The organism is Streptomyces sp. NPDC006207 (genome assembly GCF_040613835.1).
Classification (GTDB): domain Bacteria; phylum Actinomycetota; class Actinomycetes; order Streptomycetales; family Streptomycetaceae; genus Actinacidiphila.
In genome coordinates, this window is the sequence record NZ_JBEXSX010000038.1 from 39,549 (window position 1) to 62,536 (window position 22,988).

At 70.8% G+C, this 22,988-nt stretch carries 25 protein-coding genes; 9 read left to right on the forward strand and 16 right to left on the reverse strand.

Features of this window, described 5'->3' with window-relative positions; all coding sequences use genetic code 11:
• Nucleotides 1-99: 99 nt before the first annotated feature.
• From ABZ312_RS27400 to ABZ312_RS27410, 3 genes are all read right to left on the reverse strand, one after another.
• The gene (locus ABZ312_RS27400; RefSeq protein WP_500438957.1) at nt 100-468 is read right to left on the reverse strand and encodes an SH3 domain-containing protein; all 369 of its coding nucleotides are present in this window, start codon (nt 466-468) and stop codon (nt 100-102) included.
• A gap of 63 nt (nt 469-531) precedes the next feature.
• Nucleotides 532-1,011 carry a hypothetical protein gene (locus ABZ312_RS27405; protein WP_500329240.1) on the reverse strand — a complete coding sequence of 160 codons (480 nt, stop codon included), beginning with the start codon at nt 1,009-1,011 and terminating at the stop codon, nt 532-534.
• A gap of 228 nt (nt 1,012-1,239) precedes the next feature.
• Nucleotides 1,240-2,490 (reverse strand): MFS transporter, encoded by a 1,251-nt coding sequence (locus ABZ312_RS27410; protein WP_500357526.1) that lies wholly within the window; start codon nt 2,488-2,490, stop codon nt 1,240-1,242.
• A gap of 134 nt (nt 2,491-2,624) precedes the next feature.
• Here ABZ312_RS27410 and ABZ312_RS27415 point away from each other — a divergent pair, with 134 nt between their 5' ends.
• Nucleotides 2,625-3,560: a LysR family transcriptional regulator gene (locus ABZ312_RS27415; protein WP_500329242.1), complete on the forward strand. Its 936-nt coding sequence runs from the start codon at nt 2,625-2,627 to the stop codon at nt 3,558-3,560.
• A 54-nt stretch (nt 3,561-3,614) separates the two neighbouring features.
• Here the strand turns inward: ABZ312_RS27415 and ABZ312_RS27420 are convergent, their stop codons facing one another.
• On the reverse strand, nt 3,615-4,199 hold the full coding sequence (locus ABZ312_RS27420) for a PadR family transcriptional regulator (protein WP_500357522.1): 585 nt from the start codon (nt 4,197-4,199) through the stop codon (nt 3,615-3,617).
• Nucleotides 4,200-4,268: 69 nt separating this feature from the next.
• On the opposite strand from ABZ312_RS27420, the gene ABZ312_RS27425 reads away from it, so the two are divergent.
• On the forward strand, nt 4,269-4,967 hold the full coding sequence (locus ABZ312_RS27425) for an ABC transporter ATP-binding protein (RefSeq protein ID WP_500438958.1): 699 nt from the start codon (nt 4,269-4,271) through the stop codon (nt 4,965-4,967).
• Nucleotides 4,968-4,972: 5 nt separating this feature from the next.
• Nucleotides 4,973-7,771, forward strand: a complete 2,799-nt coding sequence (locus ABZ312_RS27430; protein WP_500438972.1) for an ABC transporter permease — start codon at nt 4,973-4,975, stop codon at nt 7,769-7,771.
• 99 nt (nt 7,772-7,870) lie between these two features.
• Here ABZ312_RS27430 and ABZ312_RS27435 read toward each other — a convergent pair whose 3' ends face one another.
• Complete coding sequence (locus ABZ312_RS27435; protein ID WP_500329245.1) at nt 7,871-9,469, reverse strand: 4-hydroxyphenylacetate 3-hydroxylase family protein; 1,599 nt, start codon at nt 9,467-9,469, stop codon at nt 7,871-7,873.
• A gap of 82 nt (nt 9,470-9,551) precedes the next feature.
• Nucleotides 9,552-10,112: a flavin reductase family protein gene (locus ABZ312_RS27440; protein WP_500438959.1), complete on the reverse strand. Its 561-nt coding sequence runs from the start codon at nt 10,110-10,112 to the stop codon at nt 9,552-9,554.
• A gap of 179 nt (nt 10,113-10,291) precedes the next feature.
• On the opposite strand from ABZ312_RS27440, the gene ABZ312_RS27445 reads away from it, so the two are divergent.
• Together ABZ312_RS27445 and ABZ312_RS27450 are read left to right on the forward strand one after the other, a co-directional pair.
• The gene (locus ABZ312_RS27445; protein WP_500438960.1) at nt 10,292-11,290 is read left to right on the forward strand and encodes a LysR family transcriptional regulator; all 999 of its coding nucleotides are present in this window, start codon (nt 10,292-10,294) and stop codon (nt 11,288-11,290) included.
• 290 nt (nt 11,291-11,580) lie between these two features.
• Nucleotides 11,581-12,072, forward strand: coding sequence for an SPW repeat protein (locus tag ABZ312_RS27450; RefSeq protein WP_500329248.1), 492 nt, complete (start codon nt 11,581-11,583; stop codon nt 12,070-12,072).
• Nucleotides 12,073-12,298: 226 nt separating this feature from the next.
• Here the strand turns inward: ABZ312_RS27450 and ABZ312_RS27455 are convergent, their stop codons facing one another.
• A complete protein-coding gene (locus tag ABZ312_RS27455; protein WP_500329249.1) occupies nt 12,299-12,655 on the reverse strand; it encodes a hypothetical protein in 357 nt (118 codons plus the stop codon).
• Between the two features lie 318 nt (nt 12,656-12,973).
• On the opposite strand from ABZ312_RS27455, the gene ABZ312_RS27460 reads away from it, so the two are divergent.
• Complete coding sequence (locus tag ABZ312_RS27460) at nt 12,974-13,405, forward strand: NfeD family protein (protein ID WP_500329250.1); 432 nt, start codon at nt 12,974-12,976, stop codon at nt 13,403-13,405.
• A 3-nt stretch (nt 13,406-13,408) separates the two neighbouring features.
• Nucleotides 13,409-14,449, forward strand: coding sequence for an SPFH domain-containing protein (locus tag ABZ312_RS27465; protein WP_500438961.1), 1,041 nt, complete (start codon nt 13,409-13,411; stop codon nt 14,447-14,449).
• A 35-nt stretch (nt 14,450-14,484) separates the two neighbouring features.
• Here the strand turns inward: ABZ312_RS27465 and ABZ312_RS27470 are convergent, their stop codons facing one another.
• The 5 genes from ABZ312_RS27470 to ABZ312_RS27490 all read right to left on the reverse strand — a co-directional run bounded on the left by ABZ312_RS27470 (nt 14,485) and on the right by ABZ312_RS27490 (nt 18,078).
• Complete coding sequence (locus tag ABZ312_RS27470; protein WP_500329252.1) at nt 14,485-14,823, reverse strand: helix-turn-helix domain-containing protein; 339 nt, start codon at nt 14,821-14,823, stop codon at nt 14,485-14,487.
• 435 nt (nt 14,824-15,258) lie between these two features.
• Nucleotides 15,259-15,567, reverse strand: coding sequence for an SCO5918 family protein (locus tag ABZ312_RS27475; protein ID WP_500329253.1), 309 nt, complete (start codon nt 15,565-15,567; stop codon nt 15,259-15,261).
• Nucleotides 15,568-15,615: 48 nt separating this feature from the next.
• Nucleotides 15,616-16,014: a CBS domain-containing protein gene (locus ABZ312_RS27480; RefSeq protein WP_500329254.1), complete on the reverse strand. Its 399-nt coding sequence runs from the start codon at nt 16,012-16,014 to the stop codon at nt 15,616-15,618.
• 44 nt (nt 16,015-16,058) lie between these two features.
• The gene (locus ABZ312_RS27485) at nt 16,059-17,501 is read right to left on the reverse strand and encodes a DEAD/DEAH box helicase (RefSeq protein WP_500357520.1); all 1,443 of its coding nucleotides are present in this window, start codon (nt 17,499-17,501) and stop codon (nt 16,059-16,061) included.
• A 373-nt stretch (nt 17,502-17,874) separates the two neighbouring features.
• A complete protein-coding gene (locus ABZ312_RS27490; protein WP_030224351.1) occupies nt 17,875-18,078 on the reverse strand; it encodes a cold-shock protein in 204 nt (67 codons plus the stop codon).
• Between the two features lie 485 nt (nt 18,079-18,563).
• Between ABZ312_RS27490 and ABZ312_RS27495 the strand changes: the two genes are divergently transcribed.
• Nucleotides 18,564-19,895, forward strand: coding sequence for an MFS transporter (locus tag ABZ312_RS27495; protein ID WP_500438962.1), 1,332 nt, complete (start codon nt 18,564-18,566; stop codon nt 19,893-19,895).
• Between the two features lie 49 nt (nt 19,896-19,944).
• Nucleotides 19,945-20,571: a TetR/AcrR family transcriptional regulator gene (locus ABZ312_RS27500; RefSeq protein ID WP_500329257.1), complete on the forward strand. Its 627-nt coding sequence runs from the start codon at nt 19,945-19,947 to the stop codon at nt 20,569-20,571.
• 29 nt (nt 20,572-20,600) lie between these two features.
• On the opposite strand, the gene ABZ312_RS27505 is transcribed toward ABZ312_RS27500, so the two are convergent.
• The 4 genes from ABZ312_RS27505 to ABZ312_RS27520 all read right to left on the reverse strand — a co-directional run bounded on the left by ABZ312_RS27505 (nt 20,601) and on the right by ABZ312_RS27520 (nt 22,888).
• Nucleotides 20,601-20,993 (reverse strand): VOC family protein, encoded by a 393-nt coding sequence (locus ABZ312_RS27505; protein WP_500329258.1) that lies wholly within the window; start codon nt 20,991-20,993, stop codon nt 20,601-20,603.
• 173 nt (nt 20,994-21,166) lie between these two features.
• Complete coding sequence (locus ABZ312_RS27510) at nt 21,167-21,673, reverse strand: hypothetical protein (RefSeq protein WP_500329259.1); 507 nt, start codon at nt 21,671-21,673, stop codon at nt 21,167-21,169.
• 61 nt (nt 21,674-21,734) lie between these two features.
• Nucleotides 21,735-22,253, reverse strand: a complete 519-nt coding sequence (locus ABZ312_RS27515; protein WP_499516318.1) for a GNAT family N-acetyltransferase — start codon at nt 22,251-22,253, stop codon at nt 21,735-21,737.
• A gap of 173 nt (nt 22,254-22,426) precedes the next feature.
• Nucleotides 22,427-22,888 carry a DUF4279 domain-containing protein gene (locus ABZ312_RS27520; protein WP_500329260.1) on the reverse strand — a complete coding sequence of 154 codons (462 nt, stop codon included), beginning with the start codon at nt 22,886-22,888 and terminating at the stop codon, nt 22,427-22,429.
• Nucleotides 22,889-22,988: the final 100 nt, after the last annotated feature.

Here is a 22,988-nt window from a genome sequence, read left to right on the forward strand (position 1 = left end):
GGCGCCGGCCCCCACCAATGCGCGGTGCGCGGTGCGGGCCGGCGCCGCCGGAGTGCCGGGGTGCCGGGGTGCCGGGGTGCCGGGGTGCCGGACAGGCTGTCAGAAGCCGCAGTACTGGTTGGACCCGTTGTAGGGCAGCAGTGAGTCCTTCACCCATCCGGTGCGGTCGTCGTGCTGGTTGTAGAGGTACGTCCAGGTGCCGTTCTGGCCGGACGTCCAGCAGTAGTAGATCAGGACGTCCTGGTTGTCGGCCCAGCCGACGACCCCGCACGCCGTGCTGGAGCCGCTGCGCATGTTCGCGCTGACGCCCGGCGTCATGCGCACGTCCGTGCCGTCCGTGCCCCAGGCGCCCTGACCGCAGGACGCGTTGGCCGTCGCCGGCCCCGCGGTGCTCACGACCAGGGCCGCCGGTACGGCGAGCACTCCGGCGGCCAGTGCCGCCCATTTCGCCTTGCGTGTCGATCGCATGCTTGATCCCCTCCCGTTGGCGCCGGCGTGGTTCCGGTGGGGCGAACCCGCCGGCGGCGGCTGTCAGAAACCGGACGGCGGTGCGACGTTCGTGCTGATCTTGCCGTAGGTCGAGTTGGAGCCGTAGGCGATCCTGATGAAGATGTTGGTGGCCCGGCCGCTGAAGGTCGCCGACTTCGCGGTGTAGAGGCCGTTGCACTCGCTCGCCTGCGAGCTGGCCCCGGTGGGCGACAGGATCACGTTCGACTTGGCGCAGACGCCGTCGGTGAGGGCGTCGTACAGCTCGAACTTCACCGTCTGCCAGTAGGAGCCGTCGAAGATGTTCTTGCCCCAAGTGACGGAGCAGTTCCGGAGCCTGGCGTGGGTCGTGCCACCGGAGTCGTTGACCCACAGGGACGCGCAGGCCACGGTCGACGTGCGGTCGCCCGTGTCGGCGGCGGCGGTGGTCGGCGCGACGGCGGCGCCCGCGAGCGTCGATCCCAGGGCTAAGGCGAAGGCGCCTGCGGCGCTGGTCAGCGACCTGCGCGACGGACGTACGGACATGGTTCCCCCTCGTTGGTGTGCTGCGTACGGCGGACCGCCACCGGGGCGGCGGTCCGGGCGGTCGGACGCGACCGCGGTGATCACGTCACCGCGATTCGATTCTTTGTGCGAATCGACGCCAGTGTGCTCTATGGATCATGTCCACAACAAGCACCCGTGTACGACACACTGACGTACCGTCAGAAACGATCACCGTGTGCGGGATGCCGGTCGGGACGGCGCACCCCGTCAGGGGCGGCTCGACGCCGGCTCCGGCTCCGGCTCTCGCGGGTGCGCTGCCGCGCGGCGGGGGAGCAGCAGCGGGGTCGCCAGCAGGAGCACGCCGGCCAGGCCGATGGCCGTACGTGCCCCGAGCAGACCTCCCAGCACGCCCCAGACGGCCGTCAGGAGCGCGGTCGAGGCCTTGGTCGTCACCGCCCACGCGGACAGCGTGCGGGCGACCCGGTCGGCCGGGGTGCGCTCGAGGCGGTAGGTGGCGTGGACGGGGTTGAAGATCCCGCAGCAGAAGATGAGCCCCAGCTCGACCCCCATCACCAGCAGCAGACCTCCGGTGCCCGGCCCCAGGAAGGCCAGGCCGACGGGCCAGAGCGCGCGCAGCGCCCCCGTGACGACCAGGACCTGGCGCTGTCCGAACCGGGTGACGAACGGCCGGGCCAGCCGCGAACCGAGCAGCCCGCCGATCGACGGCGCCGCGAAGGCGAGGCCGTACTCCCATGCTGTGAACCCGAGCCTGCCGAGCATCAGGACGGCGAGCAACGGCTGGACGGCCATCACCAGGCCGTTGAACAGGGCGGTGTTGAAGAACAGCGGACGAAGCGCCCGGTCGGCGAGGACGTACCGCCAGCCGTCGAGCAGGTCCCGGGTCCGCATGCGCGTGGCCTGCCGGCGCTCGAGCCGCGGCTCGTGCCCGCCCGTCGCGCGGATGCCCAGGGCCGAGAGCAGGTAGCTGGCCGCGTCGGCCACCACCGTCGCCACCGGGCCGAGGAGCCCGATCGCCGCGCCCCCCAGCGGTGGTCCGATGATCGTGGTCGTCCATGCCGTGGACTCGAAGCGGGCGTTGGCGACGAGCAGGTCCTCGGCCGGCAGCAGGGTCTTCACGTAGGCGCCGGAGGCGGCGCGGAAGGTGATGTCGGCCGCCGCGACGGCGACCGAGACCAGCAGGAGCTGGAGGAAGGTGAGGACGTCGAGCGCGAACGCGGCGGGGATCGTCAGCAGCGCCGCGAACCGCACCAGGTCCATCGCGATCAGCACGTGCCGCTTGCGGCGGAACTCCACCCACGGGCCGAGGGGCACCGCCACGGCCGCGCCCACCGCGGACCCCACGGAGGCGAGCGCGGCGACCTCGGCCGGTCCGGCGTGCAGCACCTGGATGGCGATCAGCGGGAACGCGCCGAAGGCCAGCCACGTGCCGAGCGCGCTGGTCCCGTACGCTGCCCACAGCCACCCGAACCGCCGTCCCAGCCGGTGCCCGCTCCCCATGCCCGACGCCCCTCGCCACTCACCCTGCACAACCGATCCGCGATCGGAATCATCAAAGCGAGACCCGCGGCCTGGGATCAAACAACCGCAGAGCCGTCGGCCACAACCAACGGTTGTGGCCGTAGGGTGCCGACATGGACATCGACACCGTCCGGACCTTCGTCGCCGCCGCCGACGCGGGGCGGTTCCAGGAGGCCGCCGGCGAGCTGGCGGTCACCCAGCAGGCCGTCTCCAAGCGCATCGCCGCGCTGGAGCGCAGCCTCGGCGTGCGGCTGTTCACCCGCACGGCGCGCGGCGCCGAGCTCACCATCGACGGGCAGGCGTTCCTGCCCCACGCGCGCGAGCTGCTGCGCGTCGCCGAGCGCGCGGTCGCGTCGGTGCGCACCGGCCGCCGTCCGCTGCGCGTCGACATCATCGCCTCGCGTGGCGCGGCGTCGGGCCTGATGCGCGGCTTCCACCGCGCGCACCCCGAGATCGAGCTCGACGTGGTGATGCTGTTCGACATCGGCACGGCCGTCGCCGCCATCCGGTCCGGTGAGATCGACGCGTCCTTCCGCGCCGTCGCCGCGCCCGGCCGGCCCCTTCCCGAGGACATCGAGTCCGTCCGGGTGCTCGACGAACCGCTCGAGCTCCTCACCGGCCCCGCCCACGCGCTGGCGAGCGCCCGGGCGGTGACGGTCGCCCAGCTCGCCGGGCACCGGATCTGGATGCCAGGCATCGTGCCGGGTACCGAGTGGGCCGCCTACTACGACGACCTCGTCGCCGAGTTCGGCCTCACCATCGAGGCGACCGGCCCGAACTTCGGTTCCGACGCGCTCCTCGACACCGTCGCCGACACCCCGGCCCTGGCCACCTTCATGGGCGGGAACACCAGCCTCGTCTGGCCGGCGGGCCACGGCCTGCGCCGCATCCCGGTGACCGACCCGACACCCGTCTACCCGCACTCGCTCCTGTGGCACCGCGACAACCCCCACCCGGCGCTGGCCACCCTCCGCGCCCACCTCGCCGCCGCCGCGGCCGGCCACGACGCCGCCGGGACCTGGACGCCGGACTGGGTGACCGCGCGCTGAACGCCGCCGCGTCCGCGATGATCCCGGCAGGACTGCGACGGCGCGGGGCTCGCCCTACGTCGCCCTGCGCTCGCGGGCTTCCGGTTCCTCCGCCGCCCCTCGAGACGGGACACGGGGCCGCGTGAGCGGCGCGAGCCGCTGGACGGCGCTCTCCACGAGTTCCAGGTCCGCCTTGGTGTGGGCGATGGCGGCGTCGATGAGGAGTGCCACCAGAGGGTCGTCGGTGTGGCCGCGCCGCAGGCGGGTGAGACCGGCGAGTTCGGAGAGGTAGGTCTGGCGCTGGGTCTCCACCAGGGCGTGCACGGCGTCGGAGCCCAGTGAGGCGGCTCCGAACAGCTTGAGGAACAACTCGTCGCGGAATCCGCCCGTGCGGACCCATGCCGTGGTCGCCCAGGAGTGCAACTCGTCCTGGCCCTGCGCGGTGAGGGTGTAGCGCGTCTTGTCGGGGCGGTCGCTCTGTGCCACTTGGGACCGGGTGACGTGGCCGTCACGCACCAGGCGGTCCAGGATCTGGTACAGGTGCCCGATGTTGAGGCCGCCCCACTGCGGGCCGATGGCGTCCTCGAAACGGCTCTTGAGCTCGTAGCCGTGGCTCGGTCCCTCGGACAGCAGCGCGAGCACTGCGTGGTGCAGCGGCATTTTGCGTCCCCTCTGTATTGTGACAATGTACCCCTGCATTGCCGCAATGCATGAGGGGTGGTCGGAAGCATGAGCGTGACCCTGCGGGACGTGTCCCGCCGGCACCCGGGAGTCGTGGCGCTGGACGGCGTCGAACTGGAGATCGGGGACGGCGAATCCGTCGCCCTCACCGGCCCGTCCGGCGCCGGCAAGTCGACCGTGCTGCACCTGGTCGGTGGCATGGACCTGCCCGATTCCGGCACGGTGGAGGTCGACGGCACCGCGCTGACACCGGGCGGACTCGACGCCCATCGCCGTCGGATCGGCTTCGTCTTCCAGCGCTTCCACCTCCTGCCCGCGCTGACGGTGCTGGACAACGTCCTGGCGCCGGTGCTGCCCCGCCGGGTGGACTTCGACCGGCGGGCCCGCGCCATGGAACTCCTGGAGGCCGTGGGCCTGGCGCAGCGGGCGGGGGCCTTGCCCTCGGAGCTGTCGGGCGGTCAGCAGCAGCGCGTGGCGGTCGCCCGGGCGCTGATCAACCGGCCCGGCCTGCTGCTCGCGGACGAACCGACCGGCAACCTGGACAGCGCGACCGGCCGGGAGATCGTCGACCTGCTGCTCTCGCTGACCGAGCAGTACGGGATGACGCTGCTCGTCGCGACGCACGACGTGGAGGTGGCCGCGAGCTGCGACCGGATCGTGCGCCTGCGCGACGGACGGATCGTGGCCGACGAACGCGTGACGCCGGCCGCCGACGTCCTCGACCGGCTCGGAGGGCTCCGCCCGTGATCGCCATGATCTGGTCCCAGTTGCGGCGTCATCGGGCCCGCGCGCTGGCACTGGCCGCCGGCATCCTCGTGGCCGCGACCAGCTTCACCCTGCTCACCTCGACGGTGACCACCAGTCAGGCGCGGACGACCGAGACCGTCCGGGAGAACGCCCGCTCCGCGTACGACGTCCTGGTGCGCCCCCACGCGAGCCGGACCGCGGTCGAGCGCGGCGACGGACTGGTCGAGGCGAACTTCCTGTCCGGGATCTTCGGCGGCATCGGCCTCGGCCAGTACGACCGGATCAAGAAGATCCCCGGGGTCGAGGTCGCCGCGCCGGTCGCCAACGTCGGCTACCTGATGGTGCCGGGAACGCTGAAGGTCGACGTGTCGTCCTTCCTGGACGGCACGGCGCCCGCCCAGCTACTGCGGATCAAGCCGACCCTGACCGCGGGACTGGGCCGCTACCGGACCGCCGACCAGTACGTGTATCTGAGCCGCAATCCGATCGAGCCGTCCAAGACCTTCTCCGACTCCACGTTCCCAGGGCTGCTGGAGGAGCACGCGGACCATCGGACCTATCCGGTGTGCTGGTACTACAACTACAACAAGACCGACGTCCACATCGAGCACACCGACGACGGCGGATTCGGGCCCCTCCAGCCCAATCTCATCCGTGAGGACCGCCGCGAGGCGTCGCCGTTCGACCCCGACATGAACACCTGGCTCACCTGCCGGTCGGGGCGGGACAAGGCGGTCGCCGAGATCCCGGTCTCCTATCCGGTGCTCCTGTCGGCGGTGGACCCCGCCGCCGAGGACCGGTTGGTCGGCCTCGGACGCGCCATCACCTCCGGCCGCATGCTCACCGACCGGGACAAGCCCGTCTGGGGCAGCAAGGAGGGCTGGTCGAACGAGCCCTACTGGACGATCCCTGCCGTGCTCAGCGACCAGACCCTCACCTCCGGGAGGGTGAACGCCACGGTGGAACGGCTGGACGCGGGCGACCCCGCGGCCCTGCGCGCGAAGCTCGGCAGCCCCGCCGCCCACGACTTCGTCGACGACCTTCGCGGCACGCCGGTGGGACGCGTCAGCGCCGACCTGGAGCGGGGCTTTCCCGGGAAGTCCCTCTTCGCCCCGCAGGTCGACAGCTACTGGACGGTCGGCCCCGTCGACTACCGCCGCGCCGGGGCGGGCCTGGCCCCGCGCGCCCGCGCCGACCAGTCCCCGGAGGTGTGGCGCACCAACGCCGACCGCCAGTTCGTCGAGTTCGTGCCCGAGGAGAACACCGGCACCCAGTTCCGCGAGGTCGTCAGCCACCCCGGAACCTCTTGCTGGGGCACCCGCACGTGCGCGCACGAGGACTACGGCAGGACCCCGATCCCGTACCTGACCCCGGTCGGCCGCTACGACGCCACCGAGCTGCCCGGCTTCTCCTCGCTGTCCGAGGTACCGCTGGAGACCTACCGCTCGCCCCAGGTCACCGGCGCCGACGAGGCCGGGCGGACGGCGCTGCACAACCGGCCGCTGCGTCCGGACCGCAATCTCGGCGGCTACCTCGCCGCACCGCCCACCATGCTCACCTCCCTGGACGCGCTCCCCGTCCTCACCAAGAGCCGCCGGCAGCCGACCGCGCAGGACAAGGCGCCCATCAGCGCCATCCGCATCCGGGTCGCCGGCGTCACCGGAGTCGACCCCGCCTCACAGGCCCGGGTCAACGCGGTCGCGGGCCGCATCCGCACCGCGTACCCCGGTCTCCAGGTGGACATCACCATCGGCAGCTCACCGGCGCCGCAGACCATCGCGCTGCCCGGCGTCGACGTCGTCGAGAACTGGACCGCCAAGGGCGTGGCCCTGCGCATCCTCAAGGCCGTCGACGCCAAGAGCGCCGTGCTGTTCGTACTGGTCCTCGTCGTCTGTGCGCTCTTCCTCGCCCAGGCCGCCCTGGCCTCCGTGCGGTCACGCCGCACCGAGATCGGCACCCTGCGCTGCCTGGGCTGGAGCCCGCCGGAGATCCTCCGGCTCATCCTCGGCGAACTCGTGGCCATCGGCCTCGGCGCGGGCGCCGTGGGCGCCGTGCTCGCCTACGTCCTGGGCCTGCTGCTGAAGCTGCCCGACGCGGGGACCAAGGCGGCTCTCGTGCTGCCCGTTTCGCTGCTGCTCGCGGTCACCGCCGGGCTGTTCCCGGCCTGGCGCGCCACCCGGCTCAGGCCCCTGGACGCGATCACGCCCCCGGTGACCGCCACCGGCCGCGCGGCGCCGGTACGTTCGGTCCTCGGACTCGCCGTACGCAACCTGCTGCGGGTACGCGGCCGCACCGCGCTCGGCGCGGCGGGACTGGCCCTGGCGGTGGCGGCCTTCACCGTCCTGCTCGCCCTCACCCTGGGCTTCCGCGGCGAGGCGGCCGGCTCACTGCTGGGCAACGCCGTCGTCGCACAGGCCCGTACCGCGGACTACCTGAGCGTCGCCCTGTCGCTGCTCCTGGGAGCCGCCGGCGCCGTGGACGTCCTGGTGCTGTCCATGCGCGAACGGGCCGCGGACCTCGCCGTCCTGCGCGCCACCGGCTGGACGACCCGTGAACTCGCCCTGCTCAGCTACCACGAAGGTGCCCTGCTCGCCCTCCTGGGCGGCCTCACCGGTGCGGTCACCGGGCTCGGGACGGTCCTCGCGATCGGCTGGGGCACCCTGGACGGGCGGCTTCCGGCCGTCGGCGGGGCGGCGCTCCTCGCCACCCTGGCCGCCGTGGTCCTCGTCTGCGCCGCGCTGGCCCTCCCGGTCCGCGCTGCCCAGTCACGCATCGCCCCCGCCCATCTGCTGGCGGTGGGATGACGGACGCCGGGAACGGCGGGGACACCACCCGCCGTCGGGACCGTCCTGCGGCCCGGGACCCGAGGGCCCCGGGCCGCAGGACGACCAGGGGAGGTGTCGTCACGGCCGGTCGGCCGCCTCCTCCGGCCGAGGGCCGATGTAGCCCTCGTGGACGTCCTGGCCACGGGCGTACCCGGGCTGGAAGCGCACGCCGGCGTAGTGCGAGGCCTTCTCCGCCTCCTGCGCCCGCCGGCCCAGCTCGGAGGTGTCGCCGAAGCCGAGGACGTCGCGGGCGAGCTGGGTGAGCGGCCCGTCGACCTGGTACTCGGTGCGCTGCATGGTGAGCATGTTGATCAGGTAGAGCGGCGTGCCGTTGAACTTCTCGAACATCTCGTGGCGGGTGCCCCACTCGGTGAGGAAGCGCTCGCTGATCTGCCGGAAGATCTTGATCCGGTCCCGGGCGCTGATCTCGGCACCACGCAGCGCCTCCTCCAGCTTGGGGCCGATGTAGGGGTCGTCCAGCTCGCGCTTGGTCGGCTGGATGACCACGCCGCGGCCGCAGAAGTCGATCAGCTTGTTGACCATGTCGTGCTGGTTCTCGAGGTAGTGGGCCCGGCCGAAGTCGATGTAGACGTTGTTCGGCTTGTACAGCCCGCCCGGGGTCTCAAAACCGGTCTCCTCGGCCGCGAGCATGAACGCGCGGCAGGTCTCGCGGAACCGGATCAGTTCGGCGAGCTGCGACTGCACCACGGGCTGGCGGCTGGTGCCCAGGGCCTGGGTGATGAGCAGTGCGAGGCCGACCATGAGTTCGGCGTGCGTGCACTGCCGGATCTGGGTCTCCAGGTGCACCCAGTCGAACTGCCGCTGCGGGTACCACTTGGCGTGGTCGGGGTTGCCGATGTGCTGGACCTGCGGCCAGGGGATCAGCACGTCGTCGAAGTAGACCATCCCGTCGAGCTCGTCACCGATGGTCGCCAGCGGACGGTCGTAGGGGTCGGCGTCGGGCTGGGCCCGCGATTCCCGAGCCACCACGGTCACGCCCTCAGTGGCCAGCGGCACCATCGCGTAGATGGTCTGCTCGGGCGTCTGGCCGGGCCGCCACAGGTTGCCGATCAGGAGGTTGTTGACGAAGGGGAGCGAGGTGCCGATGGCCTTCCAGCCCCGGACGACGATGCCCTCGTCGTTCTCCTCCATGATGCGCAGCATGGGGGTCTCGGCCAGCGCGTCGTCGCGGCCGCGGTCGAACTGCACGTCGACGAACATCGGCGAGATCGCGAGGTCCTTGGAGGTGACCTCTTCCCACTGGCGCTGGATGTTGCCCGAAAGGTCGCGGCGGGGGCCGGTGAAGCGGGAGTTCTCGGCCCACGGCTGCTGGTCGTCGACCTGGGTGAACATGACGACGTTCATACCGGCCGGCGGGCGGGTGAAGATGCCGCCCTTGAAGTGCCGGAACAGGAACTCGGCGTACTTGCGGCGGCGGACGGCGTCCTCCTTCGACCGCGGCAGGAACCAGTGCATCGACTGGCGCTTGCCGTTCCCGTCGATGAAGGTGGTGGTCTCCTGGTGCTCGGGGTCCAGGTGCAGGTCGTAGTACTCGGCGATCGCCTGGGCGTACCCGCGGGTCTTGGGGTGGGTGGTGACGTCCTCGACGAGTTCGCCCCCGACGTAGACCTTGCGGCCGTCGCGCAGCGACTCCAGGTATTCCTTGCCGGTCCTCATGGCGTGTCTCCCGTGGTGCTGTCGTTCGTGTGACGGTGGAAGGTGGCGGCCTCGTACAGGCGGGCCGCCGGACCGGCCGGCGTCATGCCACCGCCTCCGTCATCGCCGGTACCGCCTCCATGTCCACGCCGCGCTGGTAGCGTCCCTGCCCGAACAGCAGGGGGGAGCGGAGGTCGGGCGCGACGACGGCCCGCACGTTGCCTATGACGACGAGGTGGCTGCCCACGGGCCGTGCCTCGGTCGTCTCGCAGTCGAAGGTCACCAGCGAATCCCGCAGCACCGGCGAATTCACCTCGGCCGGCAGTTCGCTGCCCGCGACGACGTGGTCGTCGACGAACTTCACGGTTCCCTGGCGTGAGCACAGCTGTGACACGGGGACTTGGTCCACGCTGAGCAGGTTGACGGCGAAACGGCTCTCGCGGTGGATGTCCGCAGCGGTGACCGTGCGCTCGTTGACGCACACCAGCACCGTCGGCGGCTCCAGACAGACCGAGGCGAACGCGCTGACGGTCATTCCCCAGGCGCGGCCGTCATGACGGGTGGTCACCACGGCCAATCCGCCGACCACCCGGCGCATTGCGGAGCGGAACACATCGGCATCCGCCGTCCTTTCCGTCGGCCGCGACGCGGCGTCGAGCCGCACGGTGTCTTTCCCGTACGGGCCGTTGCCGGTATTTCCTGATTCCATCATCCGATCTCTCCAAACCGGCGACGGCGCGGGTGCCACCGCCCAGGAGGGGAAACCTGACGCAGTTTCGGCCGTCCGGGCCGCACCGCTGGACCGGGACGCTATGATCTGCGCAACACAACCGTCAAATGCATATGTTGAATTCGCGGTATTTGCGCCGCGAATATATGGACTGGTCAGGGAAGATGAACCTGCGGAACGTCGATCTGAATCTGCTCGTGGCTCTGGACGCCCTGCTGGCCGAGCGCAACGTCAGCCGCGCGGGGCGGCGTCTGGGCCTCAGTCAGCCCGCGACCAACTCGTCGCTCGCCCGTCTCAGGAAACTGTTCGGTGACCCGCTCCTGGTGCGGCAGGGCAGGGAACTCGCCCTCACGGCAGAGGCCGAGCGGCTGGTGCGACCCGTACGGGAGATCCTCGACCTGGTCGAGCGGACCATGGCGCAGCGTTCCGAATTCGACCCGGCCACGGACGTACGGAGCTTCTCCATCAGCGCGTCCGACTACGCGACGCTGGTATTGCTGAGCCCCTTCGTTCAAGCGGTGGCCGCCGAGGCCCCCGGCGTGACGATCCACGTCCTTCCCCGATCGAGAGATCCGCGGAAATTGCTCGACTCCGATGTTGCCGAGCTGATCATCGAACCGAAAGAGTTGATGGGCGACACCGGATTCCCGTCGTATCCGTTGTTCGGCGACCAATGGCTGTGCGCCGTCGACGCCGCGAACCCGGCCGGCTCGACGCAGCGAATAACGATCGACGAATATCTCCGTCTTCCGCACCTCGTGTACAGCATCGGGCCGGACCGGCAACTCAACCTGGCCGACCAGCACCTCGCCCGGCTCGGCACGCCACGCCGGATCGAGTTCACGGTGGAGAGTTTCCTCCTCGTCCCCTTCTTGATCCGGGGTACGTCCCTGGCCAGCCTGGTCCTTGAGCGGGCGGCACGCCAACTCGCCGCCGCGACAGCCGACATCCGCTTCCTGCCCCCGCCCGTCGCCCTGCCCGACATCCACGAGAGGATGTACTGGCACCCCCGTCACACCAGCGACCCGGCGCACCTCTGGCTGCGCGAGCGCCTGCTCGCCTCCGCGAGTGTCCTCGGCGGCATGGACGGACCTCACACGCGCCAGGACTGACCCACCCGCTCGGTGGTGCGGGCGGGCCGTCCGCGGATCCCGATCGTTTCGCCCGGACCGTCAGCACTGTCATTGAAAGCATTCATCGCCCTCGGGCGTGTGCGTCGCCGAGGTCTGCCACGTCACCGCCGCCGACGCCCCCGGACGTTCCGGGCCCCCGCCGACCGCGCCCCCGCCCTGCCGGCGGCTGGATCTCCGCGTCGTACCTGGTCGGAAACGACCGGAATCGAATGTATGGGTCCGGGTAAGGGGGATATGTGGAATGACCAAAATGGCGGGAGATGGTCCGTATGTCGCGCACACAACCCGGCATCGAGCAGCACCCCGATCTGCTGGAACTTCGCGCCGATTACGAGCGTGCGACCGCGACCCATCGCGGTCAGGCCATCAGGGCCATGGGTCTGCTCACCGGCGTCTATCTGGCCACGTCACCGTGGATCGCGGGTTTCAACGCGCTGTTGGGCTTCAATGCGCTGTCGACGATCGCCGTCAACAACCTCATCGCCGGTATCGCGTACGCCCTGCTCATGGGCGGGGCGGGGCGAGGCTTCGAGCGCACCCACTCCAAGGCCTGGGCTGCGGCGGTCATCGCCCTGTGGACGATCATCTCGCCCTGGTGCATCGCGGGAGATGTCAGTACGTGGCGCACCATCACGAACAACGTGATCGTCGGAGCGATCGGCCTGGTCCTCGCGCTCGCTGCGGCAACAACGCGTCCCGGTGGCGCTCGCGCCCAGGAGCACGGCATGTCACGCACCCCTGGCGGGCTGGGGCGCGGGTGACGCCGACCGGTCGGCGCGGGCCCGGCTGAGGCCCGCGCCCCGCGTCATCGGCGCGGAGCTGCCTCACAGGGTGCGGTCGACCGGACGGAGGGGCAGGCTGGAGGAGCGGAGCACCGGGTGACGACCGTGATGCCCCGCCTTGGGACAGCGGCGGCTCCCACGTGCACGTGGACGACGAGGTCCTCGGCACTGCGTCTGCCCCTGTGCGCCACGCAATTCTCGCCCGTCACGTCGAAGCCGCGTCGTACTCGTCGAGGGCGGCGAGGACTTCCGCGGGCAGGCTGTTCCTCGTGCGTCTGAGGGCGGCGACGATTCGTGCCGCCCGGGCGTCCTCGTCGGCGTCCTCGCGGGCGATGTCGCGCATGCTGTGCAGGTCGTGGACGCCCAGGGCGCCGGTCGGATGGTCGATCCCCGCCTCGCGGAGCACCTCGTCAACGGCTTCGAGTTCGGCGCGCAGCCGCTCGATCTCGGCCCGCCGGGCGTCGGGGGTGCGCAGTGCGTCCACGATGGCGACGAACGCGGAGAGGTGCTCGTCGGCGATGCCGAGGCAGTCGGCGGCCTCTTCGGCTGTCATGTGCGGCATGCGGGAATCCTCTCGCGCCGGCGCCCGGCTTGGCGGGTGGCCGTGGGGCGCCCGGCGAGCCGCTCGGTCGGGCGCGGCCATGAGGTGCTGATCGTCGACGCCGTCCGTGACGAACAGCGGCGCGCCACTCCACACGTCCAGGGCATGGGGTGGCTGCGACGGCGTGCGCTGCTCGCCCGCCTCGGCGTTTCCCCTCATTCCGGCTGAAGCTTTGATTTCCGGCATTTCGTACGGGTAGGTCACCTAAGGGGGAACTTGGTCGCCGACCGAGGGGGCGCGTCGGCCGGCCATTCACCTACTGCACGCGGCAGGAGGGGCATGGACCCGTGGCTGATCTGGCTCATCGCCGCGGCAGGGCTGGCCGTGGCGGAGCTCTTCACGCTCACTGCCGCGCTGGGGCTGCTGGGTGGGGCTGCGCTGGTCGCGGCGGGATCCGCGGCAGTCGGGCTCCCGCTGCCCTTGCAGTTCGTGGTGTTCACCGTCGTTGCTGCGAGCACCGTCCTGTTCATCCGTCCCGTCGTGCTGCGCCACGTGCGCCGGCCCCAGGCGGAGCGGTTCGGCGTAGAGGCGCTGGTCGGCAGGAGCGCCTATGTCGTCTCGGAGGTCACGGGCATGGGCGGCAGGGTCCGCATAGGCGGCGAGGAATGGACGGCCCGGGCCTATGACGAAACGCTGGTGATCCCTCCCGGAACGACCGTCGACGTCATCGAGATCAGCGGCGCCACCGCACTCGTCTACCCCCAGGAGTGAACCATGGAATCGGGGCTCCTCGTCGCCGGAGTGGTCGTCGCGCTCTTCGTCGTCTTCACCGTCCTGCGGGCGGTGCGCATCGTCCCCCAGGCACGTGCTCGCAATGTCGAACGGCTCGGCCGTTACCACCGCACCCTGAAGCCCGGGCTCAACGTCGTCATCCCTTACATCGACCGTGTCTATCCGGTGATCGACCTGCGAGAACAGGTCGTCTCCTTCCGACCGCAACCGGTGATCACCGAGGACAACCTGGTCGTGGAGATCGACACCGTCCTGTACTTCCAGGTCACCGACCCTCGGGCGGCCGCCTATGAGATCGCCAACTACCTCCAGGCGGTCGAGCAGCTCACCGTCACCACCTTGCGCAACGTCGTCGGGTCCATGGACCTGGAGAAGGTCCTCACCTCGCGCGACACCATCAACAGCCAGCTCCGCGGTGTGCTGGACGAGGCCACCGGCAAATGGGGGCTGAGGGTCAACCGGGTGGAGATCAAGGCCATCGACCCGCCGCAGTCCATCAAGGACGCGATGGAGAAGCAGATGCGGGCCGAGCGGGACAAGCGTGCCGTGATTCTCGGGGCCGAAGGACAACGTCAGTCGCAGATACTGACTGCCGAAGGCGACAAGCAGGCCGCCGTCCTGCGCGCGGAGGGCAACCGCACGGCTGAGATCCTCAAGGCCGAGGGCCAGTCACGGGCCATCGACGAGGTGTTCCAGGCCGTGCACCGCAACGACCCCGACCCCAAGCTGCTCGCGTACCAGTACATGCAGATGCTGCCCCAGCTCGCGCAAGGCGCGGGCAGCACGTTCTGGGTGATCCCCAGCGAGGTCACCTCCGCACTGGAGGGTGTGTCCCGCGCATTCAGCGAAGTGCTGCCGCAGTCGCCGGCCACGCGGGAGAAGTCCTCGGACGACAAGGCCGCCCAGGCCGCCGCCGACGCCGCGCGGGCCGCAGAAGCGGCTGCCGAGGCCCTTGCCGACGCCGCCCAGGCCGAGGCGCCCTCGGTACGCCCCCCAGCTGACCCCCTCGCAGGTCCTGGGTGAGGAACCGGCGGACCCTCCGCGGGGTCCAGCCCGTCTCAGGCTGCGCCCGTGGGATCCGTCGATCCGGCGGCGCGGCGGTATTCGGCGTTGATCCGCTGGGCTTCTGCGAGCTGGTCCTCGAGGATGACGATGCGGCAGGCGGCATCGACGGGGGTGCCCTGGTCGACGAGTTCACGGGCTCGGGCCGCGATGCGCAGCTGGTACCGGGAGTAGCGCCGATGTCCGCCTTCGGAGCGGAGCGGGGTGATCAGGCGGGCCTCGCCGATGGCACGGAGGAAGCCCGGGGTGGTTCCGAGCATCTCGGCGGCCCGGCCCATGGTGTAGGCGGGGTAGTCGTCGTCATCGATCCGGCCGAAGGAGTCAGCTGCCGTCATTGCACCTCTTTGTGGAACATGTGGAGGGGCCTTGACGCCGTCCCGCCACCAGGGCCCCGAAGGAACTGCTAAGCCTGCTGACGGCCCTGGTCCGCGCCGACCTCTTGTTTCCTCGCAATGGTTGTGGTGTGTCTTGGTCGAAGATATACGGATCCGGCCATGCCAGGCATGGTCCCGCTCCGTGGGCCGGCAGGGGCAGCGCCCGAACGACGGCCGGCGGCACTCCCGGCGGGTGAGATAGAGGTCGGTTCCATGCCGAACGTCGACCTGTCGGCGCGTGAGTACGGGGACGGCCGGGGAGTGCCGCTTGCCGTCCACGGACGGCAGACCACGGGAAGCCGCACCGGGCGCCCCACGCGATGAGGGCTCGGCCGGCATGCGCCGGCCGAGCCCTCATGCCGCCATGGTCGGGCCAGGGCGTCGTCCCTCTCCCGGCTACCCGGCGGTGGGGACGCCGAGCAGGGCCGACGCTTCCTGGAGCGGGGTGAGCCCGGGCGCCGGTGCTGTGGCAGGGAGGGCGCGGCAGGTGAAGCCGAGGCGCGTCATGGCCCGGAGGACCTCGCCGGCGGTGAAGTCACGGCGGTCCTGCCGGGTGATGACCTCGCCCACTTGCATGACGGGGTAGTGGCGGCGGCCGATGATCACGGACTCACCGGTGACCGGCTCGGGCCTGATGCCTTTCATCGACGCCACCACCCCGGTCTTGGACAGGTCGAACGCGAAACGGGCGATGACGCAGCGCATGGTGCCTCGCAGGAAGAGTGGGAAGCGATGGGACCGGTGGGCGACGGGTCAGCGTGAGCGCGTGAGAACACCCACGGCGCAGCCGTGCTCGTCGACGACAGGCACGGCCGCGAGCTGCCGGTGGCGCATGATGTGCTGTGCCTCGGTCATCTTGGTCATCGGCGAGGCGAACGGCCCGCCGTTACCGGCGACCTCCCGCAGGCGGACCCGATCGGTGTAGCCGTAGCCGTCACGGACGGCGGTGAGCTGGGCATGGGTGACCAGACTCGTGCACCGGCCGTCCTCGTCACAGACGACCAGATGCCCGGTACGGGCGCTGGCCATGACCGACAGGGCCACCTCGACGGTCATGTCGTCCCAGACCTGCGGTCCGGGCACGTCCATGGCGTCGGCCACCGTTCCGTGGGCGGATTCCGCAGGGCGTGGCAAGGCGTGTGCCAGGGTCAAGAAGTGCCTCCTGGAGAAGTGGATGGGCGGCGTGACGACACGGACTAGGCCACCGCGTCGTAGGCGGGCCGCCGCTGGGCCGTGCGGCGTGCCGCCCGGCCGGTGCGGCGGTCCTGAGCGGTGGCACGGCTGCGCCCCCCGCGGGAGGTGGGGGTGCCGTCCCTGCGTTCGGCAGCCGGTGCGGTGATGACGACCGGGATGCCCGAGGGGGTCTGCGCGCCGGTGATGCGGATCAGGTCGTCCCCGGACGGGTGGACCTCGGTGGTGTGCGGGCGGATTCCGGCGTGCTGCATGAGACGGGCCATGTCGCGGCGCTGGTTGGGCGTGACCAGCGTGACCACGATGCCGGACCGGCCGGCGCGGGCCGTGCGGCCACCCCTGTGGAGGTAGTCCTTGTGGTCGTTGGGCGGGTCCACGTTGACGACCAGGTCGAGGTTGTCGACGTGGATCCCGCGTGCGGCGACGTTGGTCGCCACCAGTACGGTCACGTGTCCCGTCTTGAACTGGGCCAGGGTCCGGGTGCGCTGCGGCTGCGACTTGCCGCCGTGCAGCGCGGCGGCGCGGACGCCGCTTCTGAGCAGGTGCTCGGTCAGCCTGTCGACGGCGTGCTTGGTGTCCAGGAACATGATCACCTGACCCTCCCGCGCCGCGATCTCGGTCGTCGCCTGGTGCTTGTCGGCGGCGTGCACGTGCAGCACGTGGTGCTCCATCGTGCTGACCGCGCCCGCGGAGGGATCCACGGAGTGGACCACCGGGTCGTGCAGGTAGCGGCGGACCAGCCGGTCGACGTTGCGGTCCAAGGTGGCCGAGAACAGCATGCGCTGCCCCTCGGGGTGCACCTGGTCCAGCAGCGCTGTGACCTGCGGCATGAAGCCCATGTCGGCCATCTGGTCGGCCTCGTCCAGGACGGTGACGGCGACCCGGTCCAGGCGGCAGTCGCCGCGCTCGACGAGGTCCCTCAGCCGGCCCGGCGTGGCGACGAGGACCTCCGACCCGTTGCGCAGCGCGCCGGCCTGACGGCCGATCGGCATCCCGCCGACCGCGGTGGCCAGCCGAAGCCTCATCGAACGGGCGTAGGGGGCAAGCGCGTCGGTGACCTGCTGGGCCAACTCCCGGGTGGGTACGAGCACCAGGGCCAGTGGCTGCCGGGGTTCGGCGCGCTGTCCGGCGGTGCGGGCCAGCAGCGCGAGGCCGAAGGCGAGGGTCTTGCCGGACCCGGTCCGCCCGCGGCCCAGCACGTCACGGCCGGCGAGGGAATTGGGCAAGGTCGCCGCCTGGATCGGGAACGGCACGGTCACGCCTTCGGCGGTGAGCGCGGCCAGCAGCGGCCGGGGCATGTCGAGATCGGCGAACGCACCGGCGGCGGGCAGTGCCGGAGTCGCCGTGTCCGGCAGGGCGAACTCCCCCTGCGGTGCGGCGGGGCGACGGCGTCGGCCCCCGGAACGGCTCGGGTCGGTGAAACGGTCGTTCGTACGTGTACGGCTCATGCAGAACCTTCCTTGAAGCGGCCGCATCAAGGGATTCCGCTGCGATGAGCAGGACGGAGAATCGCAAGAATGGGCCAAGCAAATGCGATGGCGAATTCAGCCGGCGGGAGAAGTCCGCGGGCCGAGGCGCCGAACGGGTGGGGTGATCTGGTCCGCGTCCGAAAGACCGGGGTTACGGGCGTCGGGGAGCTCTGACGGATGTGCATCCGGAGCCTGACGGGAACGTCCGTTGCCGGCGGGATCGCGGCACCCTCAAAATCGTGGGACCAGTGAGGTCGTCACGGCGTCACCAGGGCAGGGTGCGTCCTGATGTGCAGCAAGCTGGGGCCCGCACCCAAGGTGCGGGCCCCAGCTGCGATGCGTGCGCTCGGCGTCAGGCGGGAACGATGTTCTCGGCCGTGGGGCCCTTCTGGCCCTGCGCGATGTCGAAGCTCACCTTCTGGCCCTCCTGCAGCTCGCGGAAGCCCTGGGCGGCGATGTTCGAGTAGTGGGCGAACACGTCAGCGCCGCCACCGTCCTGCTCGATGAAGCCGAAACCCTTTTCCGCGTTGAACCACTTCACGGTGCCAGTAGCCATGTGGTGCATCTCCTTTGGGGCAGTGCCCGGAATCCGTACTGTACGGACCCCGCGTCGCCGCGATGATTGCCCCGCCAGCAAATGAACCGGAATTTTGGGAACCACAACTGCAACTTATTCGAGAGTAGCATGGCGCGATCGGCTGTGCACGGTTAATAACCGGGCGCCGCCCTGGCGTGTGAGAAACCTCATCGCGCGTCGCGCTAATTTCTCACTTCGCGAGCACAGATATTCAGCTTCCCCGGACAATACCGTTCGGCATGTCGCGCCGCGCACCACGGCCCGGCGACGGTCGGCGCTCCGCCTCGCGTGCCCCCGCGCGCACGGCCCGATCCGGCGCGCCTGGAGGCGGGCCTCCACGGGGCGGCCCGCGGGCGGCCGACGATCCGGTCGGCGTGGCGGGATGGAAACGCATCACGCCAGCGTTAGACAGATCTGTCTAGGGAAAATGAACAGACCGGTCTACTCAAGATGGGGACGGTGGCATGCCCGAGCAGCCCACCTCGCGGGACCGCGGCAACGTGGTCACCACGCCGGCGGCCGATGCCGGCCCGGTCGGCGCGGAGACAGGGGGCCCGGCCCCGCTCACCTCGGCAGCGCCCAAGCGGAGAGGGCGCGTCGCAGGCGGCGTACTGCCTCAGCGCGCGGCCTTCTACCTCCTGGCGTCGATCGTCGTGTCGTTCCTGGCGGGCTCAAGCGCCCCCACCCCGCTCTACGCGGTCTACCAGGCGGAGTGGGGCTTCAGCCCGGTGACCACCACGCTGGTGTTCGGCGTGTACGCGATCGCGGTCCTGGTCTCGCTGCTCACCCTGGGACGGCTGTCGGACCACCTGGGCCGCCGCCCGGTCCTGCTCGCGGCCCTCGCCGCACAGGCGGCCGCGATGGTGGTGTTCGCGACGGCCCACGGCGTGCCGGAACTGATGGTCGGCCGGGTGGTCCAGGGACTGTCCACCGGTGCCGCGCTGGGCGCGATCGGGGCCGGGATGCTGGACATCGACCGCCGCCGCGGGACCGTCGCCAACTCCTTCGCCCCCGGTCTCGGCACCGCCACCGGCTCTTTGGCGTCGGCGTTCCTCGTGCAGTACCTTCCCGCGCCGACACACCTGGTCTACCTGGCCCTGCTCGTCGTGATGGCCGTGCAGGCACTGGGCGTCGTCCTGATGCGGGAGACCCTCACACCCACCCCGGGCGCGCTCGCCACCCTGGTCCCGGACGTGAAGCTCCCGAGGACCGTGCGGCGCGCGGTGCTCAACGCCGCCCCGGTCCTGTTCGCGGTCTGGGCCCTCGCGGGCTTCTACGCCTCCCTGGGCCCGGCGCTCGTGCGGACCCTGACCCATTCCACGTCGGCCGTCTACGGCGGACTGGCCCTGTTCGTCCTGGCCGGGGTGGCCGCGGCCGCCACCCTCGTCCTGCGTACGGCACCCGCCCGCGGCGTCATGGTTGGCGGAATCATCAGCCTCGTCGTCGGCGTCGGCCTCACCCTGGTCTCGGTGCAGAACGGCTCGCCCGCCCTGTTCTTCACCGGTTCGGCCATCGCCGGCATCGGCTTCGGCAGCGGCTTCCAGGGCGGCATCCGCACCGTGATCCCGCTGACGGCCGCCCACGAACGTTCCGGAGTGCTGTCCCTGCTCTACGTGGTGTCCTATCTGGGGATGGGAGTGCCGTCGGTGATCGCCGGCTACCTCGTCGTCCACGCCGGTGGCCTGCTCGCCACCGCCCGCGAGTACGGCGCGGCCGTCATCGTCCTGGCACTGCTGGCCCTGCTCGGTCTGCTGACGGAACGGCGCAGCAGCCGTTCGCGACCCGTGATTGCCTAAAGTGAGCCTCGAGGCCCGGACGATGGCACGAACCAGCAGGGAGGCTGCGATGGTTGCCGACAGCACCAGGGCGCACGACGCGCGCGCCGAGGTCAAGGCTCCGGCACGCGAGCGTCTGCTGTCCGCCGCCAACGAGCTCTTCTACGCCGAGGGTGTGCAGAGCGTCGGGATCGACCGGATCATCGAACGCGCCGGGGTGGCCAAGGCCTCCCTCTACAACACGTTCGGCAGCAAGGACGAGCTGGTCCACGCGTACCTGAAGTCCCGGCACGCCGCCACCTCCGCCCGCCTCCTGGCCGCCCTCGAGCGCTTCGAGAACCCCCGCGACCGGCTGCTCGGCGTCTTCGACGCGCTGTCGGAATCCTTCAAGGGCCCCAGCTACCGCGGCTGCGCGTTCATCGCGGCGAGCGCGGAGGCCGAGCCGGGCAGCAGCACCGAACAGGCCTCCAACGACTACCGGGCATGGGTACGGAGCCTGTTCACCGACCTCGCCCGGCAAGCCGGCGTTCCCGACCCGGAGACCCTCGGCCGCCGTCTGCACCTGCTCTACGACGGGTGCGCGGTCTCGGTCCGCATGGACGGCGACCCCGGCGCCGCCGCCGCGGCCCGGGCCACAGCCGAGGTCCTCCTGGACGCCGCCCTGACCCCGGCGCCGCAGGCCGGCCACCGGGGCTGAGGCGTACAGCAGCGGTTCCTCGCCGTCCGCTACGAGGCGGACGTTCGCATCGCGGCTCGGTCGGAGTCGCTGCGCAGGACGCAGAATTCGTTGCCCTCAGGGTCGGCAAGGACCGCCCAGCCGGCGCCGTCGGGATTCCGGAGATCGGCGACCATGTTGGCACCGAGGCCCAGCAGCCGTTCCACCTCCTGCTCGCGCGAGGTCTCAGGGCGCAGACACAGATGGATCCGGTTCTTGACCTTCTTGGGCTCGGGCACCTGGTTGAAGTACAGCACCGGGCCCTCCGCGAGCATCACCTGAGTCTCGCGGTCACCCGGCTTGTCCTCGGGATGCAGCGGACGCCCGGTCACCCCGCTCCAGAACCGGGCCAACTCGTAGGCATCCGCGCAGTCAATCGCCACGTTCTGCAAGACCGAAACCATGCGCGCAAGCCTTCCCGACCCCCACCCCGGAACGCCACCGAGTTCTCAGGCGGACGGCCGCCGGCGGCGGCCAGGGGGCTGAGGACGTCGCGGCACGTACGGTCTGGGCCCGGTGGGCCTCGTCGTTTTCGGCGTTGACCGCCTCAGCACTCTTCCGCTGTCCGAACAGCGGCTCAGCGGTAGTCCTCGGGGTGGCCCTGCATCCAGCGGTTGATCCGGTCGCGCGTCGCCACGAGTTCGTCCTGGTGCGCCTTGAGGTTCTCGAAGGAGGTGTCCGCGCCGAGGAGGTCGCGCAGATCCGTCATCCAGGCGAGGGGCTCGCGGAAGTGGCCGGGGCCTTGGGGATCGGCCTTCATCGCGGCGTCGAGTTCGACGAGTTCGTCGTGCACCCGGGTCAGGAAGTACTCGCACTCGCCCCGGGACGTGGTGGCGGTGCAGCCGGAGTGGTAGGTGGCCTGCAAGGTGGCGAAGGCGTCGCGTACCTTCTCCACCGGTCCCGCCGGCTCGGCGTCCGAAGCAGACGCGGACGCGGACGCCGAAGCGGCCGCCGGCGCGGGGGTGCCGCCGGCTGCCCGGTCCGTGCCGGTGTCCGATGGGGCAGAGCACGACAGCAGCAGCGCGGCGAGCGGGAGGACGAGCAACGTGGCGCCGGGCAGGCGTCGTCCGGGTTCTTTGATCATGGCGGGTACGACGTACGCCGGGACCGTACGGTTCCCGACGGCATACGGGAAACCGCCGTGACTACTGCTGCAGGGCGTAGCGGAAGACGCGGGAGTCCCGTACCTCGAAGCCGAGCCGCTCGTACAGCCGGTTCGCCGCCTGCCGAGAGGGGCGCGAGGTGAGATCCACCGTGCGGGCTCCCGCCGCGTCGGCCAGGCGCACCGCCTCCTCGGTGAGGGCGGCCCCGACGCCGTAACCGCGGGCGGCCTCATCGACCACCACGTCCTCGATCCAGGCCCGCATCCCGGTCGGGAGGGGAAACAGGACCAGCGTGAGCGTCCCGACGACACGGCCGTCGACCCGCGCCACCAGCACCGTGTTCGCCTCTGCGGCCAGGAGCCGTCGGAGCGTCTCGTGGGTCAGCGGCGCGGCGCTGCGGGACAGTTGGGGCAGCAGGCGGGTGAACGCCTCGACCATCTCGTCGTCCGCCTCGCGGACGACCGCAACCTCAAGACTCATGATCCGGTTCCTATCCAGGCTGTCACGGCACCGGACGGCCTCGGCGACGCCCGGAGGTGCGGCCTCGTACGGCCACCGCACCAGTCTTCTCACGATCGGCCCGGGCGGCCATTCCTGCTCATCCAGACGTGGGCGGGGCTGTCGGTGCCACGATCGAGCCGTCCGGCCGCGGGACGGCCGGGCGATTCAGGGGGCCCCGGTCCCGGCGACCGGGTGCCGCCCGTGTGGTCCTGCTGCTTCCGCCTTCCCTGCGCTCAGCCGCCGTCCTCGTCGTCCCCGGTCATGTCGTACTCGTCCACGTCGAGCTCGGCGCCCGTGGCGCTGAGGAAGTCCAGGACGTCGCGGTCCAGATGCCAGCCGAACAGGTTGGGGGCATCCGCGTGATCGGGCTGGTCAGGGTCGGTGTCGTTGTGGTGGCGTACGACCTGGAGAACCGCTCCGCCGCCGTGGTCGGCCAGGCGGCTGGCGAGGTCGGCGATGCGGTCCGTATGGGGCTGGAGCCTGTCGAGAACGCGGGCGATCTGCTCGTCGACGCACAGGTTGGGTTCCCGGCAGACGGCCTTCCAGTAGTGGTTGACCGGAATCGCTCTCGGTGTGGTGCGTCTGCTGCCGCGAATGGACACGTCGTCAGGAGCGATGCCCAGGTGCGCGGTCATCTCATCTGCCGAGGTATGCCGGCTGAACAGCGCGAAATAGGCGTACTGGCCAAGAGGCATCCCGGGAGGACAGCCGCGCGGGAGGCGGGCCGAGCAGGATTATTCGGTGCCCGGGGCCGGGCGTCACACGCCGCGATCCCCCTTCCAGGAGTGAACGCAT